Source organism: Pseudomonas sp. N40(2020), assembly GCF_014472415.1.
Lineage (GTDB): Bacteria > Pseudomonadota > Gammaproteobacteria > Pseudomonadales > Pseudomonadaceae > Aquipseudomonas.
Genome location: NZ_JACSZV010000014.1, coordinates 41,142 through 60,934, shown reverse-complemented (window position 1 = coordinate 60,934; position 19,793 = coordinate 41,142). Strand labels below are relative to the sequence as shown.

Annotated in this window: 16 protein-coding genes; 10 read left to right on the top strand and 6 right to left on the bottom strand. The window is 60.1% G+C overall.

Annotation, left to right across the window (positions count from 1 at the left end):
* Positions 1-16: 16 nt before the first annotated feature.
* Positions 17-607, bottom strand: a complete 591-nt coding sequence (locus tag IAI51_RS11660; protein ID WP_007968626.1) for an amino acid synthesis family protein — start codon at positions 605-607, stop codon at positions 17-19.
* 436 nt (positions 608-1,043) lie between these two features.
* Here IAI51_RS11660 and IAI51_RS11655 point away from each other — a divergent pair, with 436 nt between their 5' ends.
* Both IAI51_RS11655 and IAI51_RS11650 read left to right on the top strand, forming a co-directional pair.
* On the top strand, positions 1,044-2,087 hold the full coding sequence (locus IAI51_RS11655) for a WD40/YVTN/BNR-like repeat-containing protein (RefSeq protein WP_187678624.1): 1,044 nt from the start codon (positions 1,044-1,046) through the stop codon (positions 2,085-2,087).
* Entirely contained in the window at positions 2,084-4,468 is a 2,385-nt protein-coding gene (locus IAI51_RS11650; RefSeq protein ID WP_187678623.1) for an efflux RND transporter permease subunit, read from the top strand. The genes IAI51_RS11655 and IAI51_RS11650 overlap by 4 nt, the downstream gene beginning before the upstream one ends.
* Positions 4,469-4,544: 76 nt before the next feature.
* Here IAI51_RS11650 and IAI51_RS11645 read toward each other — a convergent pair whose 3' ends face one another.
* Together IAI51_RS11645 and IAI51_RS11640 are read right to left on the bottom strand one after the other, a co-directional pair.
* Positions 4,545-5,264 (bottom strand): FadR/GntR family transcriptional regulator, encoded by a 720-nt coding sequence (locus tag IAI51_RS11645; RefSeq protein ID WP_016984384.1) that lies wholly within the window; start codon positions 5,262-5,264, stop codon positions 4,545-4,547.
* A 199-nt stretch (positions 5,265-5,463) separates the two neighbouring features.
* A complete protein-coding gene (locus IAI51_RS11640; RefSeq protein ID WP_187678622.1) occupies positions 5,464-7,200 on the bottom strand; it encodes an IlvD/Edd family dehydratase in 1,737 nt (578 codons plus the stop codon).
* 194 nt (positions 7,201-7,394) lie between these two features.
* Between IAI51_RS11640 and IAI51_RS11635 the strand changes: the two genes are divergently transcribed.
* The 8 genes from IAI51_RS11635 (at position 7,395) to IAI51_RS11600 (ending at position 14,218) form a co-directional block, all read left to right on the top strand.
* Positions 7,395-8,717 (top strand): MFS transporter, encoded by a 1,323-nt coding sequence (locus IAI51_RS11635; RefSeq protein ID WP_187678621.1) that lies wholly within the window; start codon positions 7,395-7,397, stop codon positions 8,715-8,717.
* Positions 8,718-8,862: 145 nt separating this feature from the next.
* On the top strand, positions 8,863-9,855 hold the full coding sequence (gene araD1 / locus IAI51_RS11630) for an AraD1 family protein (RefSeq protein WP_187678620.1): 993 nt from the start codon (positions 8,863-8,865) through the stop codon (positions 9,853-9,855).
* Between the two features lie 9 nt (positions 9,856-9,864).
* The gene (locus IAI51_RS11625; protein WP_187678619.1) at positions 9,865-11,445 is read left to right on the top strand and encodes an aldehyde dehydrogenase (NADP(+)); all 1,581 of its coding nucleotides are present in this window, start codon (positions 9,865-9,867) and stop codon (positions 11,443-11,445) included.
* Between the two features lie 166 nt (positions 11,446-11,611).
* Entirely contained in the window at positions 11,612-11,902 is a 291-nt protein-coding gene (locus IAI51_RS11620) for a DUF5629 family protein (RefSeq protein WP_187678618.1), read from the top strand.
* A complete protein-coding gene (locus IAI51_RS11615) occupies positions 11,889-13,064 on the top strand; it encodes a lactonase family protein (protein ID WP_187678617.1) in 1,176 nt (391 codons plus the stop codon). Before IAI51_RS11620 ends, IAI51_RS11615 begins: the two co-directional genes overlap by 14 nt.
* A 156-nt stretch (positions 13,065-13,220) precedes the next feature.
* Positions 13,221-13,400, top strand: coding sequence for a hypothetical protein (locus IAI51_RS11610; RefSeq protein WP_007917967.1), 180 nt, complete (start codon positions 13,221-13,223; stop codon positions 13,398-13,400).
* A gap of 351 nt (positions 13,401-13,751) precedes the next feature.
* Positions 13,752-13,964 (top strand): hypothetical protein, encoded by a 213-nt coding sequence (locus IAI51_RS11605; RefSeq protein WP_187678616.1) that lies wholly within the window; start codon positions 13,752-13,754, stop codon positions 13,962-13,964.
* Positions 13,961-14,218 (top strand): hypothetical protein, encoded by a 258-nt coding sequence (locus IAI51_RS11600; RefSeq protein WP_187678615.1) that lies wholly within the window; start codon positions 13,961-13,963, stop codon positions 14,216-14,218. Before IAI51_RS11605 ends, IAI51_RS11600 begins: the two co-directional genes overlap by 4 nt.
* Before the next feature lie 13 nt (positions 14,219-14,231).
* On the opposite strand, the gene IAI51_RS11595 is transcribed toward IAI51_RS11600, so the two are convergent.
* From IAI51_RS11595 to IAI51_RS11585, 3 genes are read right to left on the bottom strand one after another with little or no spacing between them, the layout of a single operon-like run.
* Positions 14,232-14,816: a glutathione S-transferase gene (locus tag IAI51_RS11595; RefSeq protein WP_187678614.1), complete on the bottom strand. Its 585-nt coding sequence runs from the start codon at positions 14,814-14,816 to the stop codon at positions 14,232-14,234.
* Positions 14,813-18,454, bottom strand: a complete 3,642-nt coding sequence (locus IAI51_RS11590) for an SbcC/MukB-like Walker B domain-containing protein (RefSeq protein WP_187678613.1) — start codon at positions 18,452-18,454, stop codon at positions 14,813-14,815. Before IAI51_RS11590 ends, IAI51_RS11595 begins: the two co-directional genes overlap by 4 nt.
* A complete protein-coding gene (locus IAI51_RS11585; protein WP_187678612.1) occupies positions 18,451-19,695 on the bottom strand; it encodes an exonuclease SbcCD subunit D C-terminal domain-containing protein in 1,245 nt (414 codons plus the stop codon). The genes IAI51_RS11590 and IAI51_RS11585 overlap by 4 nt, the downstream gene beginning before the upstream one ends.
* Positions 19,696-19,793: the final 98 nt, after the last annotated feature.

Sequence of the window (19,793 nt, the reverse complement as noted above, 5' to 3'; positions counted from 1 at the left end):
TGCCTTTTTATTGTGATTACTGGGCTTTTTCGGCGGCCAGTTCTTCCAGATCGATGTAGCGGTTACCGATGCGCGGGTGCAGGCGGCCACCGTCGGCGCAACCCAGCACCACGACGATTTCGTCGGCACGCGGCGCGTCTTCAATCTGCATTTCCAGAGTGATGTAGTGCGAACGCAGACCTTCGTCGTCCTTGTGCATCATCGGGATCTGAATCGAAGTGCCCGGGCCGCCGCGCTTGTTGGTGAAGCTCAGGTAGCTCTTGGCCTTGACCGCTTCGCGGTAGTGGTTGCCAAAGCGCAGGGTGTGGATCACGGCGGAGGCGTGTTCGATTTCGCCGTCAGCACCGACCACTGCCGCTTTACCGTAAGCCTCGATCTTCTCGGCACCGCCAATGATGCCGACCAGACGCTCGACCATCATGGCGCCCAGGTCGGAGCAGTTGGCGCGGATCTGCGGTTTCAGGTCTTCGACAAAGCCGTTACCCACCCAAGGGTTTTTCATCACGACAGCGAGGCCGACCATGGTCACTGGCTTGTCAGTGGCTTTGCCGCCTTCGATAAAGGTCTCTTCGACATAGCTGACGATCTTGCGAATTTCGAAACTCATGAGCTGCTCCGTTGGGGGATTAAGAGTGTCTGTGCGTCTGATGGTATACCATAATACCGATTGCGCAAGTCCCCTTAGTAACTTTTGCCGCATCACCCCGGCGAATGGTCATGTATTCAAATTCCACATCCACCGCCAAACCTGTAGGAGTGAGCCTGCTCGCGATAGCCATGTATCAGGTAAGAATTCGCCGATTGACACACCGCTATCGCGAGCAGGCTCACTCCTACAGGGGAATTCACGCGCTCATGCGGTTAACAAAAGATAACGTGGCGCCGATTGTCAGACGTTTCTAAAGCCCGATAGGATGAGCCAGCTTCCGAAGGGGCTCTGGATTGCGGGTTTGAGGACTATGCTTCTTACCAGCGATTGGCGGAGCACCCTTGCGGCGCCCTTGAAGGCCAATGGCCTAACAATAATAAATAGGGGAAGGTCTATGAGTCGTTGCCGCCCGCCGGCGTTACGCAACACCGCGTTGCTGACCACAGCACTCGCGCTGCTGGGCTTTGCCACGTTGTCGGCACCTGTGATTGCCGCCGAGGCGCCAGCCGACGTGGTCTATGCCAGCGCATCCGCCAAAGCGGCGAAAAGCCTGATTCTCGATGTCGTCCACGCCGGAGCACGGCTGGTGGCGGTCGGGGATCGCGGGCACATTCTCTATTCCGATGACCAGGGCAAGACCTGGACCCAGGCCAAGGTGCCGAGCCGGCAGTTGCTGACGGCGGTTTATTTCGTCGATGACAAACACGGCTGGGCGGTCGGCCATGACGCGCAGATTCTCGCCAGCGAGGACGGCGGTCTGACCTGGACCAAGCAATTCGAAGACCTCAAACGCGAATCGCCGCTGCTCGACGTCTGGTTCAAGGACGTCAACAGCGGCCTCGCCGTGGGTGCTTACGGCGCACTGCTGGAAACGACCGATGGCGGCAAGAACTGGGAAGACGTCAGCGATCGCCTCGACAACGAAGATCAGTTCCACCTCAACGCCATCGCGGCGGTAAAAGACGCTGGGCTGTTTATCGTCGGCGAGTCGGGCAGCATGTTCCGCTCCGCCGACTGGGGCCAGACCTGGGAAAAACTTGAAGGCCCGTACGAGGGCTCGCTGTTCGGCGTGATCGGCACTGCGCAACCGCAGACGCTGCTGGCCTATGGCTTGCGCGGCAACCTCTACCGCTCCACTGATTTCGGCAGCACTTGGGACCAGGTTGAATTGAAGGCTGCACGCGGTTCGCTGGAGTTCGGTTTGTCCGGTGCCACGCTGCTTGAGGACGGCTCCATCGTCATCGTCGGCAACGGCGGCTCGGTGATCAGCAGCAGCGACAATGGCGAAACCTTCAGCGTGTTCAACCGACCGGATCGCATTTCCCTGTCGTCGGTCACCGCCGCCGGCGACGGCAACCTGATTCTGACCGGGCAGGGTGGCGTTCATACCACCCAGCCAAACGGCGCCGAGATCAACAATAAGAAGGCGGGGCTATGACTTCCTTAATCACTCCTCAGCAGGAAAAAGCGACGCTCCTCGAACGTCTGATTTTCAACAACCGCCCGGCCGTGATCCTCATCTGTCTGGTGGTCAGCATTTTCCTGTTCTGGCAGGCCACGCTGATCCGGCCGTCCACCAGTTTCGAAAAAATGATCCCGCTGCAGCATCCGTTCATCGAGAAGATGATGGAGCACCGCAACGATCTGGCGAACCTGGGCAACACCGTGCGTATTTCGGTGGAAGCCACCGACGGCGACATCTTCTCCAAGGAGTACATGGAGACCCTTCGTCAGATCAACGACGAGGTGTTCTACATCTCCGGTGTTGACCGCTCCGGTCTGAAGTCACTGTGGAGTCCGAGCGTGCGCTGGACCGAAGTGACCGAAGAGGGTTTCGCCGGCGGCGAAGTGATCCCGCAGAGCTACAACGGCTCGCAGGACAGCCTCGATCTGCTGCGCAACAACGTGCTCAAGTCCGGTCAGGTCGGGCGTCTGGTGGCCAACGACTTCAAATCGAGCATCGTCGACATCCCGCTGCTGGAGTCCTACCCGGACCCGCAGGATCAGGGCAAGTTGCTGGCGCTGGACTATCGCAAGTTCTCCCATGAACTCGAAGACAAGATCCGCAACAAGTTCGAAGCACAGAATCCCAACGTCAAAATTCACATCGTCGGTTTCGCCAAGAAAGTCGGCGACCTGATCGATGGCTTGGTGATGGTGGTGTTGTTCTTCGGCATCGCCTTCGTCATCACCCTGATTTTGCTGCTGTGGTTCACCAACTGCGTGCGCAGCACCATCGCGGTGTTGAGCACGACGCTGGTGGCGGTGGTCTGGCAACTGGGGTTGATGCACTTTTTCGGCTTTGGCCTCGATCCGTATTCGATGCTGGTGCCGTTCCTGATCTTCGCCATCGGCATTTCCCACGGCGTGCAGAAGATCAACGGTATCGCCCTGCAATCCAGTGAGGCGGACAACGCCCTGACTGCCGCGCGGCGCACGTTCCGGCAACTGTTCCTGCCGGGGATGATCGCGATTCTGGCGGATGCGGTGGGTTTCATCACGCTGCTGATCATCGACATCGGCGTGATCCGCGAACTGGCCATCGGCGCGTCCATTGGCGTGGCGGTGATTGTGTTCACCAACCTGATCCTGCTGCCGGTAGCGATTTCCTATGTCGGCATCAGCAAGCGGGCGATTGACAAGAGCAAGAAGGACGCCAACCGCGAACATCCGTTCTGGCGCCTGCTGTCGAACTTTGCCAGCCCGAAAGTTGCCCCCATCTCTGTGGCTCTGGCGCTGATCGCCTTCGGCGGCGGCCTCTGGTACAGCCAGAACCTGAAAATCGGCGACCTCGACCAAGGCGCGCCGGAGTTGCGTCCGGACTCGCGCTACAACAAGGACAACAACTTCATCATCAGCAACTACTCGACCAGTTCCGACGTACTGGTGGTGATGGTCAAGACCAAGGCTGAAGGTTGCTCACGCTTTGAGGCCATGGCGCCGATCGACGAGCTGATGTGGAAGATGCAGAACACCGAGGGCGTGCAGTCGGCGATCTCGCTGGTGACCGTGTCCAAGCAAATGATCAAGGGCATGAACGAGGGCAACCTGAAATGGGAAACCCTGTCACGCAACCCCGACGTGCTGAACAACTCGATTGCCCGCGCTGACGGTCTGTACAACAACAGCTGCTCGCTGGCCCCGGTGCTGGTGTTCCTCAACGATCACAAGGCGGAAACCCTTGATCGTGCGGTGCAGGCGGTGCAGGAATTCGCCAAGGACAACAACAAGGACGGTCTGGAGTTCATCCTTGCTGCCGGTAATGCCGGGATCGAAGCGGCCACCAACGAAGTCATCAAACAGGCTGAGCTGACCATCCTGATTCTGGTGTACATCTGCGTGGCGGTGATGTGCATGATCACCTTCCGTTCGTGGGCGGCGACTTTGTGCATCGTCCTGCCGCTGGTACTGACCTCGGTACTGGGCAACGCGCTGATGGCGTTCATGGGCATCGGCGTCAAAGTCGCGACCTTGCCAGTGGTGGCGCTGGGCGTAGGCATCGGCGTGGACTACGGCATCTACATCTACAGCCGTCTGGAAAGTTTCCTGCGGGCCGGCCTGCCGTTGCAGGAAGCCTATTACCAGACCCTGAAATCCACCGGTAAAGCGGTGCTGTTCACCGGTCTGTGCCTGGCCATCGGCGTGTGCACCTGGATCTTCTCGGCGATCAAGTTCCAGGCTGACATGGGCCTGATGCTGACCTTCATGCTGCTATGGAACATGTTCGGTGCGCTGTGGCTACTGCCGGCACTGGCGAAGTTCCTGATCAAGCCGGAGAAACTGGCGGGGCAGAAGGGGAATTCGTTGTTTGCGCATTGATCTGCAGGGCTGAAACAACAAAGCCGCAACCTTAGGGTTGCGGCTTTTTTGTGGGTCAAGATCTTTTGACTTTGCCCTAAGAAAGTTCAGTGCCAAGCACAACACTGAGCGCACTACGCGCATCATCCAGTTGCACCAACGTCGCATGCCGCGCCCCCAGCGCATCACGATTCTCGATAGCCGTGAGAATCGCCTTGTGCCTCGGCAACGCCAGCTCATGCAGATTCGGTCGCTGATTCGAATGCTTCAACGCCTCGGCAATCGCCACCGAGAGCATGTTGCACAGATTCGCCAGCAAGTCGTTGTGGGTCGCATCGGCAATCCGGCTGTGAAAATCCAGATCCGGTTGCAGCAGGGCTTCCGGCGTCGGCGCGGCTTCCATGCGTTGGTAAGCCTCACCGATGGCGGCAATGTCGGCATCAGTCGCATGCTGAGCGGCGAGGGCGGCAGCGGCCGGTTCAATGATGCTGCGCACGCTGGTCAGCACATTGAAGAATTCATTCTGCGGGCTGCTTTGCATCAGCCAGTGCAGCACGTCCGGGTCGAGCATATGCCATTCGCGGCGCGCCTTGACCACCGTGCCCACCCGCGGCTTGGAGTACACCAGCCCCTTGGCCACCAACACCCGTGTGGCTTCGCGCAATACCGGCCGGCTGACCGCGTATTCCTCGCACAACAAGGCTTCGGCGGGCAGTTTGTCGTCGGGCTTGAAGCGTCCGGAGACGATCTGCATGCCCAGTTCCTGGACGATGCGCGAGTGCATGCTTTTGCGGTCGGAAGGTTTGCGGTAATCCATGGGGAGCGGCGCGATCCTGAGCGATGGAGATGCCGCGCATCATAGCAGGCACCAGACAATCTTGAGGCGTGTAATGATCGTTCCCACGCTCTGCGTGGGAATGCCGCCCGGGACGCTCTGCGTCCCATTTCAGAGCTGGAACGCGGAGCGTCTCTAGAGGCATTCCTTTGCTGCGCGTGGGAACGATCAGTGGATAAGGTCAGTGAGAGTGACGCGGTACTTCAGCCCCACGGCAGCCGACCAGGAAGTCGAAATCACAGCCCTGATCCGCCTGCAACACATGATCGATGTACAACTGACGATAACCACCCACCAACAGTTGCTGCGGCGGTTGCAGGTCAGCCATGCGCGCCGCCAGCTCGGCATCCGGAATATCCAGGTGCAACCGGCCAGTGGCGCAATCGAGTTCGATCCAGTCGCCTTCCTTCACCGTCGCCAAAGGCCCACCCGCAGCGGCTTCCGGCGCGACGTGCAACACCACGGTGCCGTAAGCGGTGCCGCTCATCCGTGCATCGGAAATGCGCACCATATCCGTCACGCCTTGGGCCAACAGCTTGGCCGGCAAACCCATGTTGCCGACTTCGGCCATGCCCGGATAACCCTTCGGCCCACAGTTTTTCATCACCAGAATCGAGTTGGCATCGACATCCAGTTCCGGGTCATTGATCCGCGCCTTGTACATGTCGAAGTTCTCGAACACCACTGCACGCCCGCGATGCTGCATCAGCTCGGGCGTGGCAGCAGACGGTTTGAGCACAGCGCCGAGCGGCGCCAGATTGCCGCGTAACACACAGATACCACCGTCAGCGCGAATCGGATTGTCGAGGGTGCGGATCACTTCGTCTTCGCCGTAGATCGGCGCGTCCTTGGTGTTCTCGCCGATAGACTTGCCGTTGACGGTCAGCGCATTCGGGTTCGGAATCAGATTGGCCTCACCGAGGCGGCGCAGCACGGCAGGTAATCCACCGGCGTAGTAGAACTCTTCCATCAGGAAACGTCCGGACGGTTGCAGGTCGACGATGGTCGGCATGCCGCGACCGATGCGCGTCCAGTCATCCAGATCGAGCTCGACGCCGATGCGTCCGGCGATGGCTTTCAAGTGAATCACCGCGTTGGTCGAACCGCCGATGGCCGCGTTGACGCGAATGGCGTTTTCGAAGGCTTCCTTGGTCAGGATCTTCGACAGTTTCAAATCCTCACGGACCATCTCCACTGCACGCATGCCGGACATGTGCGCCAGCACGTATCGCCGCGCATCCACCGCCGGAATGGCTGCGTTATGGGGCAGGGAAGTGCCCAGTGCTTCCGCCATGCAGGCCATGGTCGACGCGGTGCCCATGGTGTTGCAGGTGCCTGCTGAGCGCGACATGCCGCCCTCGGCCGCGAGGAAATCATCGATGGTGATCGTGCCGGCCTTGACCTGCTCGCTGAGCTGCCAGACCACGGTGCCGGAACCGATGTCCTTGCCCTTGTGCTTGCCGTTGAGCATCGGCCCACCAGTGACGACGATGGCCGGCACGTCGCAGCTGGCTGCGCCCATCAGCAGCGCCGGGGTGGTTTTATCGCAACCGGTCAGCAGCACCACGCCGTCAATCGGGTTGCCGCGAATCGCCTCCTCAACGTCCATGCTCGCCAGGTTGCGGGTGAGCATGGCGGTCGGGCGCAGGTTCGATTCGCCGTTGGAGAACACCGGGAATTCCACCGGGAAGCCACCGGCCTCGATCACCCCGCGTTTGACGTGCTCCGCGATCTGGCGGAAGTGCGCGTTGCACGGGGTCAGTTCCGACCAGGTATTGCAGATGCCGATGATCGGCTTGCCATGAAACTGGTGGTCGGCGATGCCCTGATTCTTCATCCAGCTGCGGTACATGAAGCCGTTCTTGTCGGCAGTGCCAAACCATTGGGCCGAGCGCAGGGTGGGTTTCTTCTCAGACATGATCGATTCTCTTATTGTATGACTATAGTGTTCGAGCTAAGGCCTAACATAAGCGCAAATTTGCCGCTTTGGAAGTGGTTGTTGGGTAAATAGTATTACTATATAGTCGTTTTCGACGGAGGGATGGCCCTGGCGATTTTCCGCGAGAGGCGTCCCCCGAGGTTCTATAAAAACAACAATCGGAGACCGATCCCATGAGCCAGGAACTGCGGCTTATTCGTCGCATCACACTGAAACTGATTCCCTTCCTGATCCTGCTGTACCTGATCGCCTATGTGGATCGCTCCGCCGTCGGCTTCGCCAAGCTGCACATGGGCGCCGACATCGGCATTGGTGATGCGGCTTATGGCTTGGGCGCCGGGCTGTTTTTCATCGGCTATTTTCTTCTCGAGATTCCCAGCAACCTGATGCTCGAACGCTTCGGCGCGCGGCGCTGGTTCGCGCGGATCATGATCACTTGGGGCGCCATCACCATCGGCATGGCGTTCGTCCAGGGCCCGCACAGTTTCTACGTGATGCGCTTTCTGCTCGGCGCGGCGGAGGCGGGCTTCTTCCCCGGCGTTCTCTACTACATCACCCAATGGTTCCCGGTACGCCATCGCGGCAAGATCCTTGGGCTGTTCATCCTCTCCCAACCCATCGCGATGATGATTACCGGCCCGGTGTCTGGCGGTTTGCTGGGCATGGACGGCATCCTCGGTCTGCACGGCTGGCAGTGGCTGTTCATCGTCATCGGCACCCCGGCGATCCTGCTGACCTGGCCGGTGCTGCGCTGGCTGCCGGATGGCCCGCAACAAGTGAAATGGATGGATCAGGCCGAGAAGGACTGGCTGACCGGCGAACTGAAAAAGGATCTTCAGGAATACGGCCAGACCCGCCATGGCAATCCGTTGCATGCGCTCAAAGACAAGCGTGTGTTGCTGCTGGCGCTGTTTTATCTGCCGGTGACCCTGAGCATTTATGGCCTGGGCCTGTGGCTGCCGACCTTGATCAAACAGTTTGGCGGCACTGATCTGGTGACCGGTTTCGTGTCGTCGGTGCCGTACATCTTCGGGATCATCGGTTTGCTGATCGTGCCGCGCAGTTCCGACCGCTTGAACGATCGCTATGGCCATCTGGCGGTGCTGTATGTGCTGGGCGCTATTGGTCTGTTCCTGAGTGCCTGGCTGTCGCTGCCGGTGGCGCAACTGGCAGCGCTGTGTCTGGTGGCGTTCGCGCTGTTTTCCTGCACGGCGGTGTTCTGGACCTTGCCGGGGCGGTTCTTTGCCGGCGCGAGTGCGGCGGCGGGGATCGCGTTGATCAATTCTGTGGGCAATCTCGGTGGCTACATCGGACCGTTCGTGATCGGGGCGTTGAAGGAGTACACCGGGAATCTGGCTTCGGGGTTGTACTTCCTGTCAGGCGTGATGGTGTTCGGCTTGATTCTCACAGGGATCGTCTACCGCGTGCTTGAGCGCAAACACGTTCTGCCGGTCGACCAATTTGCCTCCAGTGCACGCGGCGCGAGCCGTACCTGAATGGCTGACACCGGCCCCTGTAGGAGTGAGCCTGCTCGCGAAGAGGCCATTACATTCAACATTGTGGGTGACTGACACACCGCTTTCGCGAGCAGGCTCACTCCTACAAGGGATCTGCGGTGTTTTTGATGAATAGGAGAAAAATATGCATCTGGTTCAATTCGAATTAAGCAACGGCGAGCGCCGCGTCGGCGTGGTCGAGGACGGTCTGGTGCGCGAAGTACAAGACGCTCGCACCACACGCGATCTGGCACTGGCCGCCATCGAAGCTGGCGGCACTCTGGAGCAGCAAGTACAAACCCTCGGCCTGGGCAACAGTCACGACTATGCGCAATTGCTCAAAGACCTGCGCATCCTGCCGCCGCTCGATCACCCGGACCCCGCGCACCTGCTGGTCAGCGGCACTGGGCTGACCCATCTGGGCAGCGCCTCGGCGCGGGACAAAATGCACCAGCAGGCCGGCGACGAAGCAGCGATGACCGACACCATGCGCATCTTCAAATGGGGCGTGGAGGGCGGTAAACCAGCGACAGGGCAGGCCGGTGTACAGCCCGAGTGGTTCTACAAGGGCGACGGCAGCATCGTCGTGCGTCCGGGCCAACCGTTTCCGCTGCCGTCATTTGCCGAAGACGCTGGCGAAGAGCCGGAGATGGCCGGCCTGTACATCATCGGTCACGACGGCAAGCCTTATCGCCTGGGCTTCGCGGTCGGCAACGAGTTCTCCGACCACGTCATGGAACGCAAGAATTACCTGTACCTGGCCCACTCGAAATTGCGCAGTTGCAGTTATGGCCCGGAACTTCGCGTCGGTGAGCTACCCCAACACCTTGCAGGCACCAGTCGCATCCTGCGTAACGGTGAAGTGTTGTGGCAGAACCAGTTCCTCAGCGGCGAGGCCAACATGTGCCACAGCCTGGCCAACCTCGAATACCACCACTTCAAGTACAGCCAGTTTTTGCGTCCCGGCGACGTGCACATTCATTTCTTCGGCACCGCGACGCTGTCGTTCGCCGATGGCATCCGCACTCAGCCGGGTGATGTGTTTGAAATCAGCCAGGCCGAATTCGGCGCGCCACTGGTCAACGGCATTGCTCCGGTCGAAGCGGCTTTCGAACCGGGCAGCATCGGCACCCTTTAAGGAGATCCCATGACTCAGATTCTCGGTCACAACTACATCGGCGGTCAGCGCAGCGCTGCCGGCAACGTCAAACTGCACAGCGTTGACGCCTCGACGGGGGAGCAACTGCCCCACGATTTCATTCAGGCCACCGAGCAGGAAGTCGACGCCGCCGCCAAGGCCGCCGCTGCCGCGTACCCGGCTTATCGCAGCCTCAGCGCTGAACGTCGCGCGCAGTTCCTTGATGCGATTGCCGATGAACTGGACGCGCTTGGTGATGATTTCGTCGCCGTTGTCTGCCGCGAAACCGCGTTGCCGGCCGGGCGTATCCAGGGCGAGCGCGGTCGCACCAGCGGCCAGATGCGCCTGTTTGCCAAAGTGCTGCGCCGTGGCGATTTCTATGGCGCGCGCATCGACCTGCCGCTGCCGGATCGTCAGCCATTGCCGCGTCCGGATCTGCGTCAGTACCGCATCGGCCTCGGCCCGGTTGCCGTGTTTGGTGCGAGCAACTTTCCGTTGGCGTTCTCCACCGCAGGCGGCGACACCGCTTCGGCACTGGCGGCCGGTTGCCCGGTGGTGTTCAAGGCCCACAGTGGCCACATGGCCACGGCTGAACTGGTCTCCGATGCGCTGATTCGCGCGGCGGAAAAAACCGCGATGCCAGCCGGCGTGTTCAACATGGTCTACGGCGGTGGCGTCGGCGAGTGGCTGGTCAAGCATCCGGCGATTCAGGCGGTGGGCTTCACCGGCTCGCTCAAGGGCGGTCGGGCGTTGTGCGACATGGCCGCTGCTCGCCCGCAACCGATTCCGGTGTTTGCCGAGATGTCGAGCATCAACCCGGTGATCGTCCTGCCCCAGGCGTTGGCTGCGCGTTCGGAAACCGTGGCTCGTGACCTCACCGCATCGGTGGTGCAGGGCTGCGGTCAGTTCTGTACCAATCCGGGCCTGGTCATCGGTATCCGCTCGCCGCAATTCACTGCGTTCGTGCAACAGGTCGCCGGGCTGATCGGCGATCAACCGGCGCAAACCATGCTCAACGCCGGCACCCTCGGCAGTTACGGCAAAGGCTTGCAGAAACTCCTGGCGCATTCCGGTATCGAGCATCTGGCCGGTCATCCACAGCAGGGCAATCAGGCCCAGCCGCAGTTGTTCAAGGCTGATGTCAGCCTGTTGATCGATGGCGATGAAGTGCTGCAGGAAGAAGTGTTCGGTCCGACCACGGTGATTGTCGAGGTCGCTGATCAGGCGCAGCTCAGCGCCGCGCTCAATGGGCTGCATGGCCAGCTCACTGCGACCATCATTGGCGAGCCGGCGGACTTTGAGCAGTTCGCGGAACTGACGCCACTGCTGGAACAAAAGGTCGGGCGGATTCTGCTCAACGGTTATCCGACCGGTGTAGAAGTGTGTGATTCGATGGTGCATGGCGGGCCATATCCAGCGACGTCCGATGCGCGCGGCACGTCGGTTGGAACCTTGGCAATCGATCGCTTCCTGCGCCCGGTGTGCTTCCAGAATTACCCCGACAGCTTGCTGCCTGAGCCGCTGAAAAACGCCAACCCGTTGCGTATTCAGCGACTGGTCGACGGCAAACCGTCGCGCGATGCTCTGTAACTCACGCCGTCATTACCTGTAGGAGTGAGCCTGCTCGCGATCGCGGTCATTCAGTCGACCTCTCTGTTAACTGACACACCGCCATCGCGAGCAGGCTCACTCCTACAGGGGCCGGGTACGACAATGAGCTATCATTGGCGCTTTCCCCCTAGAAAGACTGTTTGCCATGACTGCCCAAACCCTTCTCGACGTCCTCGAACACTGCGATATGGTCGAAATCGATGGCCTGCACGCCTTCGAATTCTCCCTCGACGAAGACGACAATCTGCACATCGAATGCATTGATGGCCGAGCGGCCAAGCATTGGGTATTCACGCCTGCTCAGGTTGACGCAGCGATGTTTGATGTGACGCTGCAGAGCTGGTTGATCGTTGGCGATTCCGGCGAACACCGCCTGGTCTGCAGCGAAGCCTTTGGCGGCAGCAACGACGAGGAAGAAACTGATGACAATGCGTAAATTCTGGCCACTGTTGATGGCCGGCAGTGTCGGCGCGATGGGCCTTTCCACGGCATCTGCCGAAAGCTATCAATTGCTGGTCGGCTCCTACACTGCCGACACCAGCCAAGGCATCTATCGAATGAACTTCGACAGTGCCACCGGCCAGATTGCCGCCAAGCCGCTGCAAGTGGTCAAAAGCGAAAACCCGTCGTGGCTGACCCTGTCCAAAGACCAGAAACGTCTGTTCGTGGTCAACGAAAACGGCCCGGGCCAGACCGACCCGGTCGGTCGCGTCAGCAGTTACGCGATCGATCCGAAAACCCATGCCCTGAGCCTGATCAATCAGGTGCAAAGCCTGGGCAATGAGCCGACTCATTCGAGCCTGAGCGGTGACGCCAGCCATCTGTTCGTCAGCAACTATTCGGTGATGGAAGATCCGGGCGGCACCCTCGCGGTGTTGCCGGTCGGCGCCGACGGCAAACTCAAACCGGTGGTGCAGATGAGCGCCCACCCGGCGAGCCGGATCAATCCCGAGCGTCAGGCGTCGAACCATGTGCACTCGACGGTTTCTTCGCCGGACGGCCGTTACGTGTTCTCCAATGATTTGGGCGCGGACAAAGTCTTCGTCTATCTCTTCGATCCGAAGGCCAACCCGGACCTGCCACTGACTCCAGCGATGACGGCCGCAGTGGCCTTGCCGGCAGGCAGCGGCCCGCGTCACCTGCTGTTCAGCGCTGACGGTAAACACGCCTGGCTGACCATGGAAATGAGCGCCCAGGTTGCGGTGTTCGATTACAACGACGGCGTGCTGACCCAGACGCAAATGATCGATCTTGCGGCCGGCCAGCCGACTTCAGACAAAGCTGCGGCTGCTCTGCACGCGTCCGCCGACGGCAAATTCCTCTATGTCAGCAACCGTGGCACTGCCAATCAGTTGCTAGTGTTGGCTATCGATCCGGCGACCGGCCAGCTCAAAGAGCTGCAGCGACGTTCAGTGGAAGGTGATCACCCACGGGAATTCAGCCTCGATCCAAGCGGTAAATTCCTGCTGATCGCCAACCAGAAAAGTAACGAGATTGTCGTCGTCGAACGCGATGGCAAGACTGGTCTGCTCGGCAAAACCGTGCAAAAACTGCCGATGGACGCCCCGAGCGACCTGAAGTTTCTAGTGCGACAATAAGCCACAGGCCCCGGTTCACGGGGCCTGCCTCTTTGTATTAATCGCGCTGATAACTGCTAGTGCTACAAAGTATTTCAAGCGGTCAACCCTCGAGCGTTAAGTTTGCTCCACAGCCCAACCGGGCAAGCAAGCCAACCGAACACGAGGGTTACCGCCATGAACTTCAATCTCTTCTCCGTGATTGCCGCTTCCGCCATCTCCGCTACCGTGGTTCTGCCAGCCAGCGCCAACGTTGAAATCAACAGCAAAAAATCCCACACCCAGAGCTACACCCAGAAATACCTGCAACAGAGCGCCAATTTCTACGCCGCGCTGGATCACAAAGCCCAACACTAAAATGCCCGACTCGCGCGACTCCCTGTAGGAGCTGCCGAAGGCTGCAGTCTTGATCTTGCCCTTGGGATCGTTCCCACGCTCCGCGTGGGAACGCAGCCCGTGACGCTCCGCGTCACTGGACGCAGAGCGTCCCAAGAGGCATTCCCACGCTGAGCATGGGAACGATCAGATCGCAGCCTTCGGCAGCTCCTACACGTGTGCACAAAGCACCACGATAGGTTTCTTCAAGCACCCGGATAGACTGGCTAAATAATCAACGAAGCTGATGGTTACTATGGGAAACCCTGAGTGGTTACCGCGGCTTTTTTGATCGATTCTGTGGGCTCTGAAACATGCCCACGGGAGAACACCATGGCCAGCGCAATCATCTCTTCTGCCAAACGCGGCGCCTACCTGGCCATCGGTCTTTACCTAGCTCTGGTGCTGATCGTCAGCGTCTCATCGCAGATGGAACACAACTTCGACGCACCGATTCAAGTCGCCAACCCCGGCATCCAGTTTGAACACCGTTCGCAAAGCGTGATGGTCGATCGGGCTGAACTCGCAGGAGTCGGCGGAGCATGAAAGGCTACAGACTTTGGGTCATCGCAGGTCTGGCGTTCATGACCAACGGCGCTTCGTTGCTGGGCGTCGGTCAGGGCTCGGTGGGTGCGCTGGCAAGGGCCATAGAGGCCAACCACAACATCGCGCATAACATCGAACGCGCCAATACCCTGGGGCTGATGGCCGGCAACCCACCGGTGAAAGTTGCGGGTGATTTTCTCGGGCCGTTCGAAGTGGATTGCATGGCACTTGGCATGTGCCAGGTCTTGGCCTGAACCTTTACCGGGGTTACTTCTTCATGATCGAGGTGAAGAGGTCGGATTCGAGGAAGTGTTGTAGCCACGCTTGCAAGCGTACGTAAGGCGTCTGCGCAAACCAATCGCGATCAACGTGGGCGAACTGGCGAACGAACGGCAGCAGTGCGATATCCGCCAGACATGGGCGATCAGCCAGCAAGTAATCGCGATCCGTCAGCAACTCATCCAGCTTCTGCAGAAACAACGAACCCTGCGTGCGATAAACCTCCATCGGCTGCTCGGGATAACGCTCAGCGTACTTGTAGCGATTGAGATGAACCTTGAACACTTGATCATTGGCTTCGATCAAGTCGGCAATCCTCTCATCTCCCTCCAGCAGCCAATCCTGCGGATCATTCTGTGCCAACGCCCAGCGCATGATCTCCAGACTCTCATCGATCACCCGTCCATCCGCATCCAGCACCGGCACCGTACCCTTGGGCGAGATCGCCAGCATCTCGGCCGGTTTGGCCTTGAGGCTTACTTCGACGATATCTACCGGCACGCCCGAATAGCGCAGGGCCATCCGCGCCCTCATCGCGTAGGGGCAGCGGCGGAAGGAATACAGCGTGTTCATTTCACCTCCAACGTGCTCAAACCGTTGCCCTGACGCTGCACCTGAATCTGCACCGGAATCCGCTCGTGCATTTCCTGCACGTGGGAAATCACCGCGACCTTGCGGCCCTGGGCCTGCAAGCCGTCGAGGGCATCCATCGCCAGTTGCAGGGATTCCGGATCGAGGCTGCCAAAGCCTTCGTCGATAAACAGCGATTCGATTTTCAGCGTGCTAGACGCCATCGACGCCAGCCCCAACGCGAGCGCCAGCGATACGAGGAAGGTCTCGCCGCCGGACAGCGAATGCACCGAGCGCAGCTCATCGCCCATTTCCGTGTCCATCACCAACAGGCCGAGCATGCTGCCGCCGCGCTTCAAACGATAGCGTTTGACCAGTTGGCGCAGTTGCACGTTGGCGTGATGCACCAGCAAGTCGAGGTTGTAGGCCTGGGCAATCTTGCGGAAAGTGTCGCCGGTGGCCGAACCGATCAAGGCACTCAGGCGTGCCCAGCGCTGGTACTCGGCATAGGCGTCGGCGATCTGCTGCGCCAGTGCCTGATTGGCGTTCTGTCGGCGCTGGTCTTCGGCCTGTTCAGCACGCAGTTCGGCGCATTGCTGCTCGCTGACGTTGAATTGGTTTTGCACATCGGCGAGGGCGCCGGCCAGTTGCTCGGCATCGAGATTGTCGTTGTGCTGGGCCTGATGATCGAGCAAGCGCTGGTCGCGCTCCTGCACCAGCACCATGGCCTGTTCGATGGCTTTTTCATTGAGCTGCAAGCGTTGGCGCAGCTCAGCGACTTGCCCGTCGTCGACGCGCAGCAGATCTTCGAGGCCACCGTCATCCAGCTCCGGATGACGGGCGCGCCAGTCGGCAATCTTGCTGGCCAGATCCTTGTCTTCAATTTCCAGCGCCTGCAAACGCTCCTGCTGCGCCTTGAGTTCGGCGGCGGTTTGCACGCGTTGCGTGCGCACGTTTTGCAGTTCCTGAGCGGTTGTGGTTTCAGCGTTGCGCGCCTGCTCCACGGCCTGTTCCAGTTGCTGCTGCCAGTGTTCGGCGCTGCTGTGCTCGCCAAGCAACTGCATGAGTTGTAGCTGGCAGGTTTGCTGCTGTTCGGCCAGGGCATTGAACTGCTGTTCGGCGTTTTGCAATTGCTGGACGCGGGTTTGCTGGCGATCCTGTTCTTTCTCCAGCGTCTGCTGGCGTTGCAGCTGTTCGGCCAGTTCTTCTTTCTGCTGATCGACTTGCGTCAGGCGCTCGGCGATCTGCCGGTCAAGCTGCATGAACGTCGCCGCCGGCTCATGGCGTAGAGCCTCAACCGTGTCGGCCGGCAGCAGGTTAACGAACGCGCTGAGTTCTTCATCTAGGCGCTGGCGGTCGCTGCTCAATTCGCGCTGCTGATTGCTCAGATGCTGCGCCGCTTGCTGATGAGCGGTTTCGGCCTGACGCAACTGCTGGGTCAGACGCGCGGCGTCTTGTTGCAGGGTGAGTAGGGCTTTTTGCCGTTGTTCATCCTGCGTGATGCTCTGGTTCAACTGCTCGTTTTGCCGGGTCAGCCAGGTGTCGCGTTTGTCGGCGTCCTGGTTCATCAACTGCGCCGCTTGCGGGTGAGCATCGAGACTCGGCGCCAACGCTTGTTGCTGGGCGGCCAGTTGCTCCTGTTGTTGCAGCAGTTCTTTTTGCTGTGCGATGACGCCACCGACTTCGGCGCGCAGTTCGATGAGCTTTTCCTTGAGCTGATCGACCACTTGCTGGGCGTTGGCCTGTTCGCTCTCATCGTGGCGGCCGAGGCTTTGCAGCAGCGCTTCGGGTTGGTGATACGGATGTTCGTTGCTGCCGCACACGGGGCACGGCTGATCATCCTGCAACTGCGCGCGCAGCTCTTCGACACTGGCACTGCGCGCCAGACGCTGACGCTCAAGCAGCTCGCGGGTGACGTTAAGGGTTTGCTCGGCGACGGTCAGTTCGGCCTTGGTTTTCACCCCGTCCTGAGTCAGGCGCTCGCGTTCTTGCTGGGCGCTGAGCTGACGCTGCTGCAGGTCGGTGCTGCGTTTATCCAGATCCTGTCGGGTGGCCCACAGGCGTGACAGGTCTTCGATGGCGCGCAGCTGTTTGCGGTTGTCCTGTAACAGATTGCCGAGGATGCCGATCTGCTCGGCGACGGCATCCGGCTCGGCGCCAGCCTCTTTGAACAGCACTTCCAGTTGCTGTTTCTGCGTGGCGAAGGTTTCGGCGCTGCGGCTGGCGTTCTCCTCCAGTGAGGCCAGTTCGGTCTGGCCCTTGTTCAAGCGATTGCCGATCAACATCAGCTGTTGCAGGCGATCGCGGTAGGCATTCCACGCATCGCTCAACGGCGCGAGATGGGCGCTCTGTTCCAGTTCGGCGGCAATCTTTTGCAGGCGTTCGGCGACTTGAGTCTGCTTTTCCAGCAGCGCCGCAATGGCGCTCTGGCCTTGGGTGCAGGCCTGCTGCGCGTTTTGTTTTGCTTCGGCACTGAGGGCAACGTCCTTGGCCAGACGGGCGAGGGTGCTTTGCTCTTCAAAGGCCTGACGCAGCAGCGGGGCACCTTCAGTTTGCCGTTGCTGTGCTTCGCTCAGGGCGACTTTCGCAGCCTCGAGGTTTTGCTCCAGGTGCGTCTGGCGCTCAGTCAGTTCAGCGTGTTGCCGGGTGTGCGCGGCAATCTGCGCGGCCAGCGGGGACAAGAGCGCGTCGAGTTCAGTCTTGCGTGCGAACTTGTGCCGTTGTGGGCCGAGCTGTTCCAGTCGCGTCAGTTTTAACCGTTCACCTGCCAGACCTTCCCTTTGCTGTTGGGCACTGTGCAGTTGCTCGGCGGCGGCTTGTTGCGCGTCCTGCAACAGACGTAAATCCTTGAGCCAGCTGTGCTGCTGCTCCAGCTGTTTGAGCTGCGCCTGTTGCAACTTCATCTGTTGCTGCGCGGCGTTGTAGCGCTCATCCAGCTCGGCGCGTGCTTCGGGAGCCAGCGGCGTGACGCCGGTGGCCTGATCCTGCAACAGCTTGTGCGCTTCGCGGGCTTCTTTGGTCTTGTCGAAGGCGCGACGGCCGAGGCGGGTGTACAGCGCGGTGTCGGTAAGTTTTTCCAGCAGTTCGCTGCGGTCGTTGTCGTCAGCCTTGAGGAACGCACTGAACTCGCTTTGAGCCAGCAGCACGGCGCGGGTGAACTGTTCGAAGTTCAAACCCAGCGCGGCTTCCAGTTGCGTTTTGTATTCGCCTTTCTGGCTGGCGAGCAGTTGATCCTGATCGATGTCGCGCAGGCTCTGCCGACTGGCCTGCAACTTGCCGCCAGCCTTTTCCCGGGCGCGGTTGGCTTCCCAGCGCGCGCGATAGCGACGGCCATCGACACCGACAAAATCCACCTCGGCAAAACCTTCTCCGGTACCACGGCGCAGCAAGGTGCGCGGGTCGCCGGTGGCGATCTCGCCGTCGGCGTCCGGGACTTTGGCGTCACGGCCGGTGTTGTTCAAACGCGGCACGGCGCCGAACAGCGCCAGGCACAAGGCGTCGAGCAGGGTACTTTTGCCGGCGCCGGTGGGGCCGGTAATGGCGAACAGACCGGCGCTGGCCAGCGGTTCAGCGGTGAAATCGATCTCAAACGGGCCGGCTAGCGAGGCGAGGTTCTTCAAACGAATGGCGAGAATCTTCATGGCTGCTCGCCCTCCATTTGTACGTCTTGCAGCAGCTCGGCGAAGTCCTTGAGCGTCTGTTCATCGACCTCGTTGCCATAGTTATCGAGCCACGCGCGGCTGAACAACTCCTGCGGCGTGAGTTGATCCAGCTCGATCAGCGCAGTGCCTTCTTCCGCGCCATCAGCGCCACGGTTGCCGGCGTATTCAGCAGCGATACGCACCAGCCGCACGGCTTTGCCTTGCAGCGCGGTTTCCACTTTATGAGGCAGATCCGGTTGCGGCTCATCGAGACGCACACGCACCTCCAGCCACGGCTGGCGCAGGGTTTCAGCGAGCAGATCGATGTTCGGCAAGTCCGCCAGTTGCAGCAGGATCTCCGCCAGCGGCGCCGGGCCGATGCGTTGCAGGTTGACCGATCGCGGGATCAGTTTCGGCTCGACGCTGACCAGGGTTTCGCCATCAAGGGTGACGTCGAGAATCTGGTGCTGATAGCTGATTTCCGAAAACGACAGCGGAATCGGCGAGCCGCTGTAGCGGATACGTTCTTCGCCATTGACCTTCTGCGGCTTGTGCAAATGGCCGAGGGCGACGTAGCTGATGCTCGGCCCGAACACGCTGGCCGGCAGCGCTTCGGCGTTGCCGATGATCAGGCTGCGCTCGGAGTCTTCCGAGACCGAACCGCCAGCCATGTGCGCGTGGCTGATGGCGACCAGCGCCTGACCCGGCTTGCGTTTGGCATTTGCAGCTTCAATCAGCCATTCATGAACCTGACCGATGCCACGCAAATAGTTGTCGCCCAAATGCGCCCCGGTGACCTCCGCCGGGCGCAGGAATGGCAGCGCCAGACACCATGCGGCGATTTCGCCTTGTGCATTCGGAAGTGGCAAAAGCAGACGATCAGCGTCGAGTTGGCCGTCATCCAGCCACAACACCCGACCCAGCGCATGGGTGCGCAAACGGCGCATCAACGGCGCGGGCAGTTCGATCCGCGAACCGGAATCGTGGTTGCCAGCAATCATCACGATGGTCAGCAACGGCTGCTGCTCGTGGGCGCTGACGATGAAATCGTAGAGGCGTTCCTGGGCTTTGACCGGTGGATTGACCGTGTCGAAGATGTCCCCGGCAATCAACAGCACATCCGGTTGTGCCAATTGCAGTTGGCGCAGCAGCCATTCGAGAAAGCACGCATGCTCGAAATCGCGCTCCTGGCCGTGCAGGTTTTGCCCAAGGTGCCAGTCGGAGGTGTGAAACAGACGCAAGGCGGACTCCGCTACAGATAAAGAGGTGATGGCCGCAGGAAAATGATGGGGCGGCGAAAGAGGGGAGAGTTTACTGGCAATTGCGCAGGCTTGCCCAA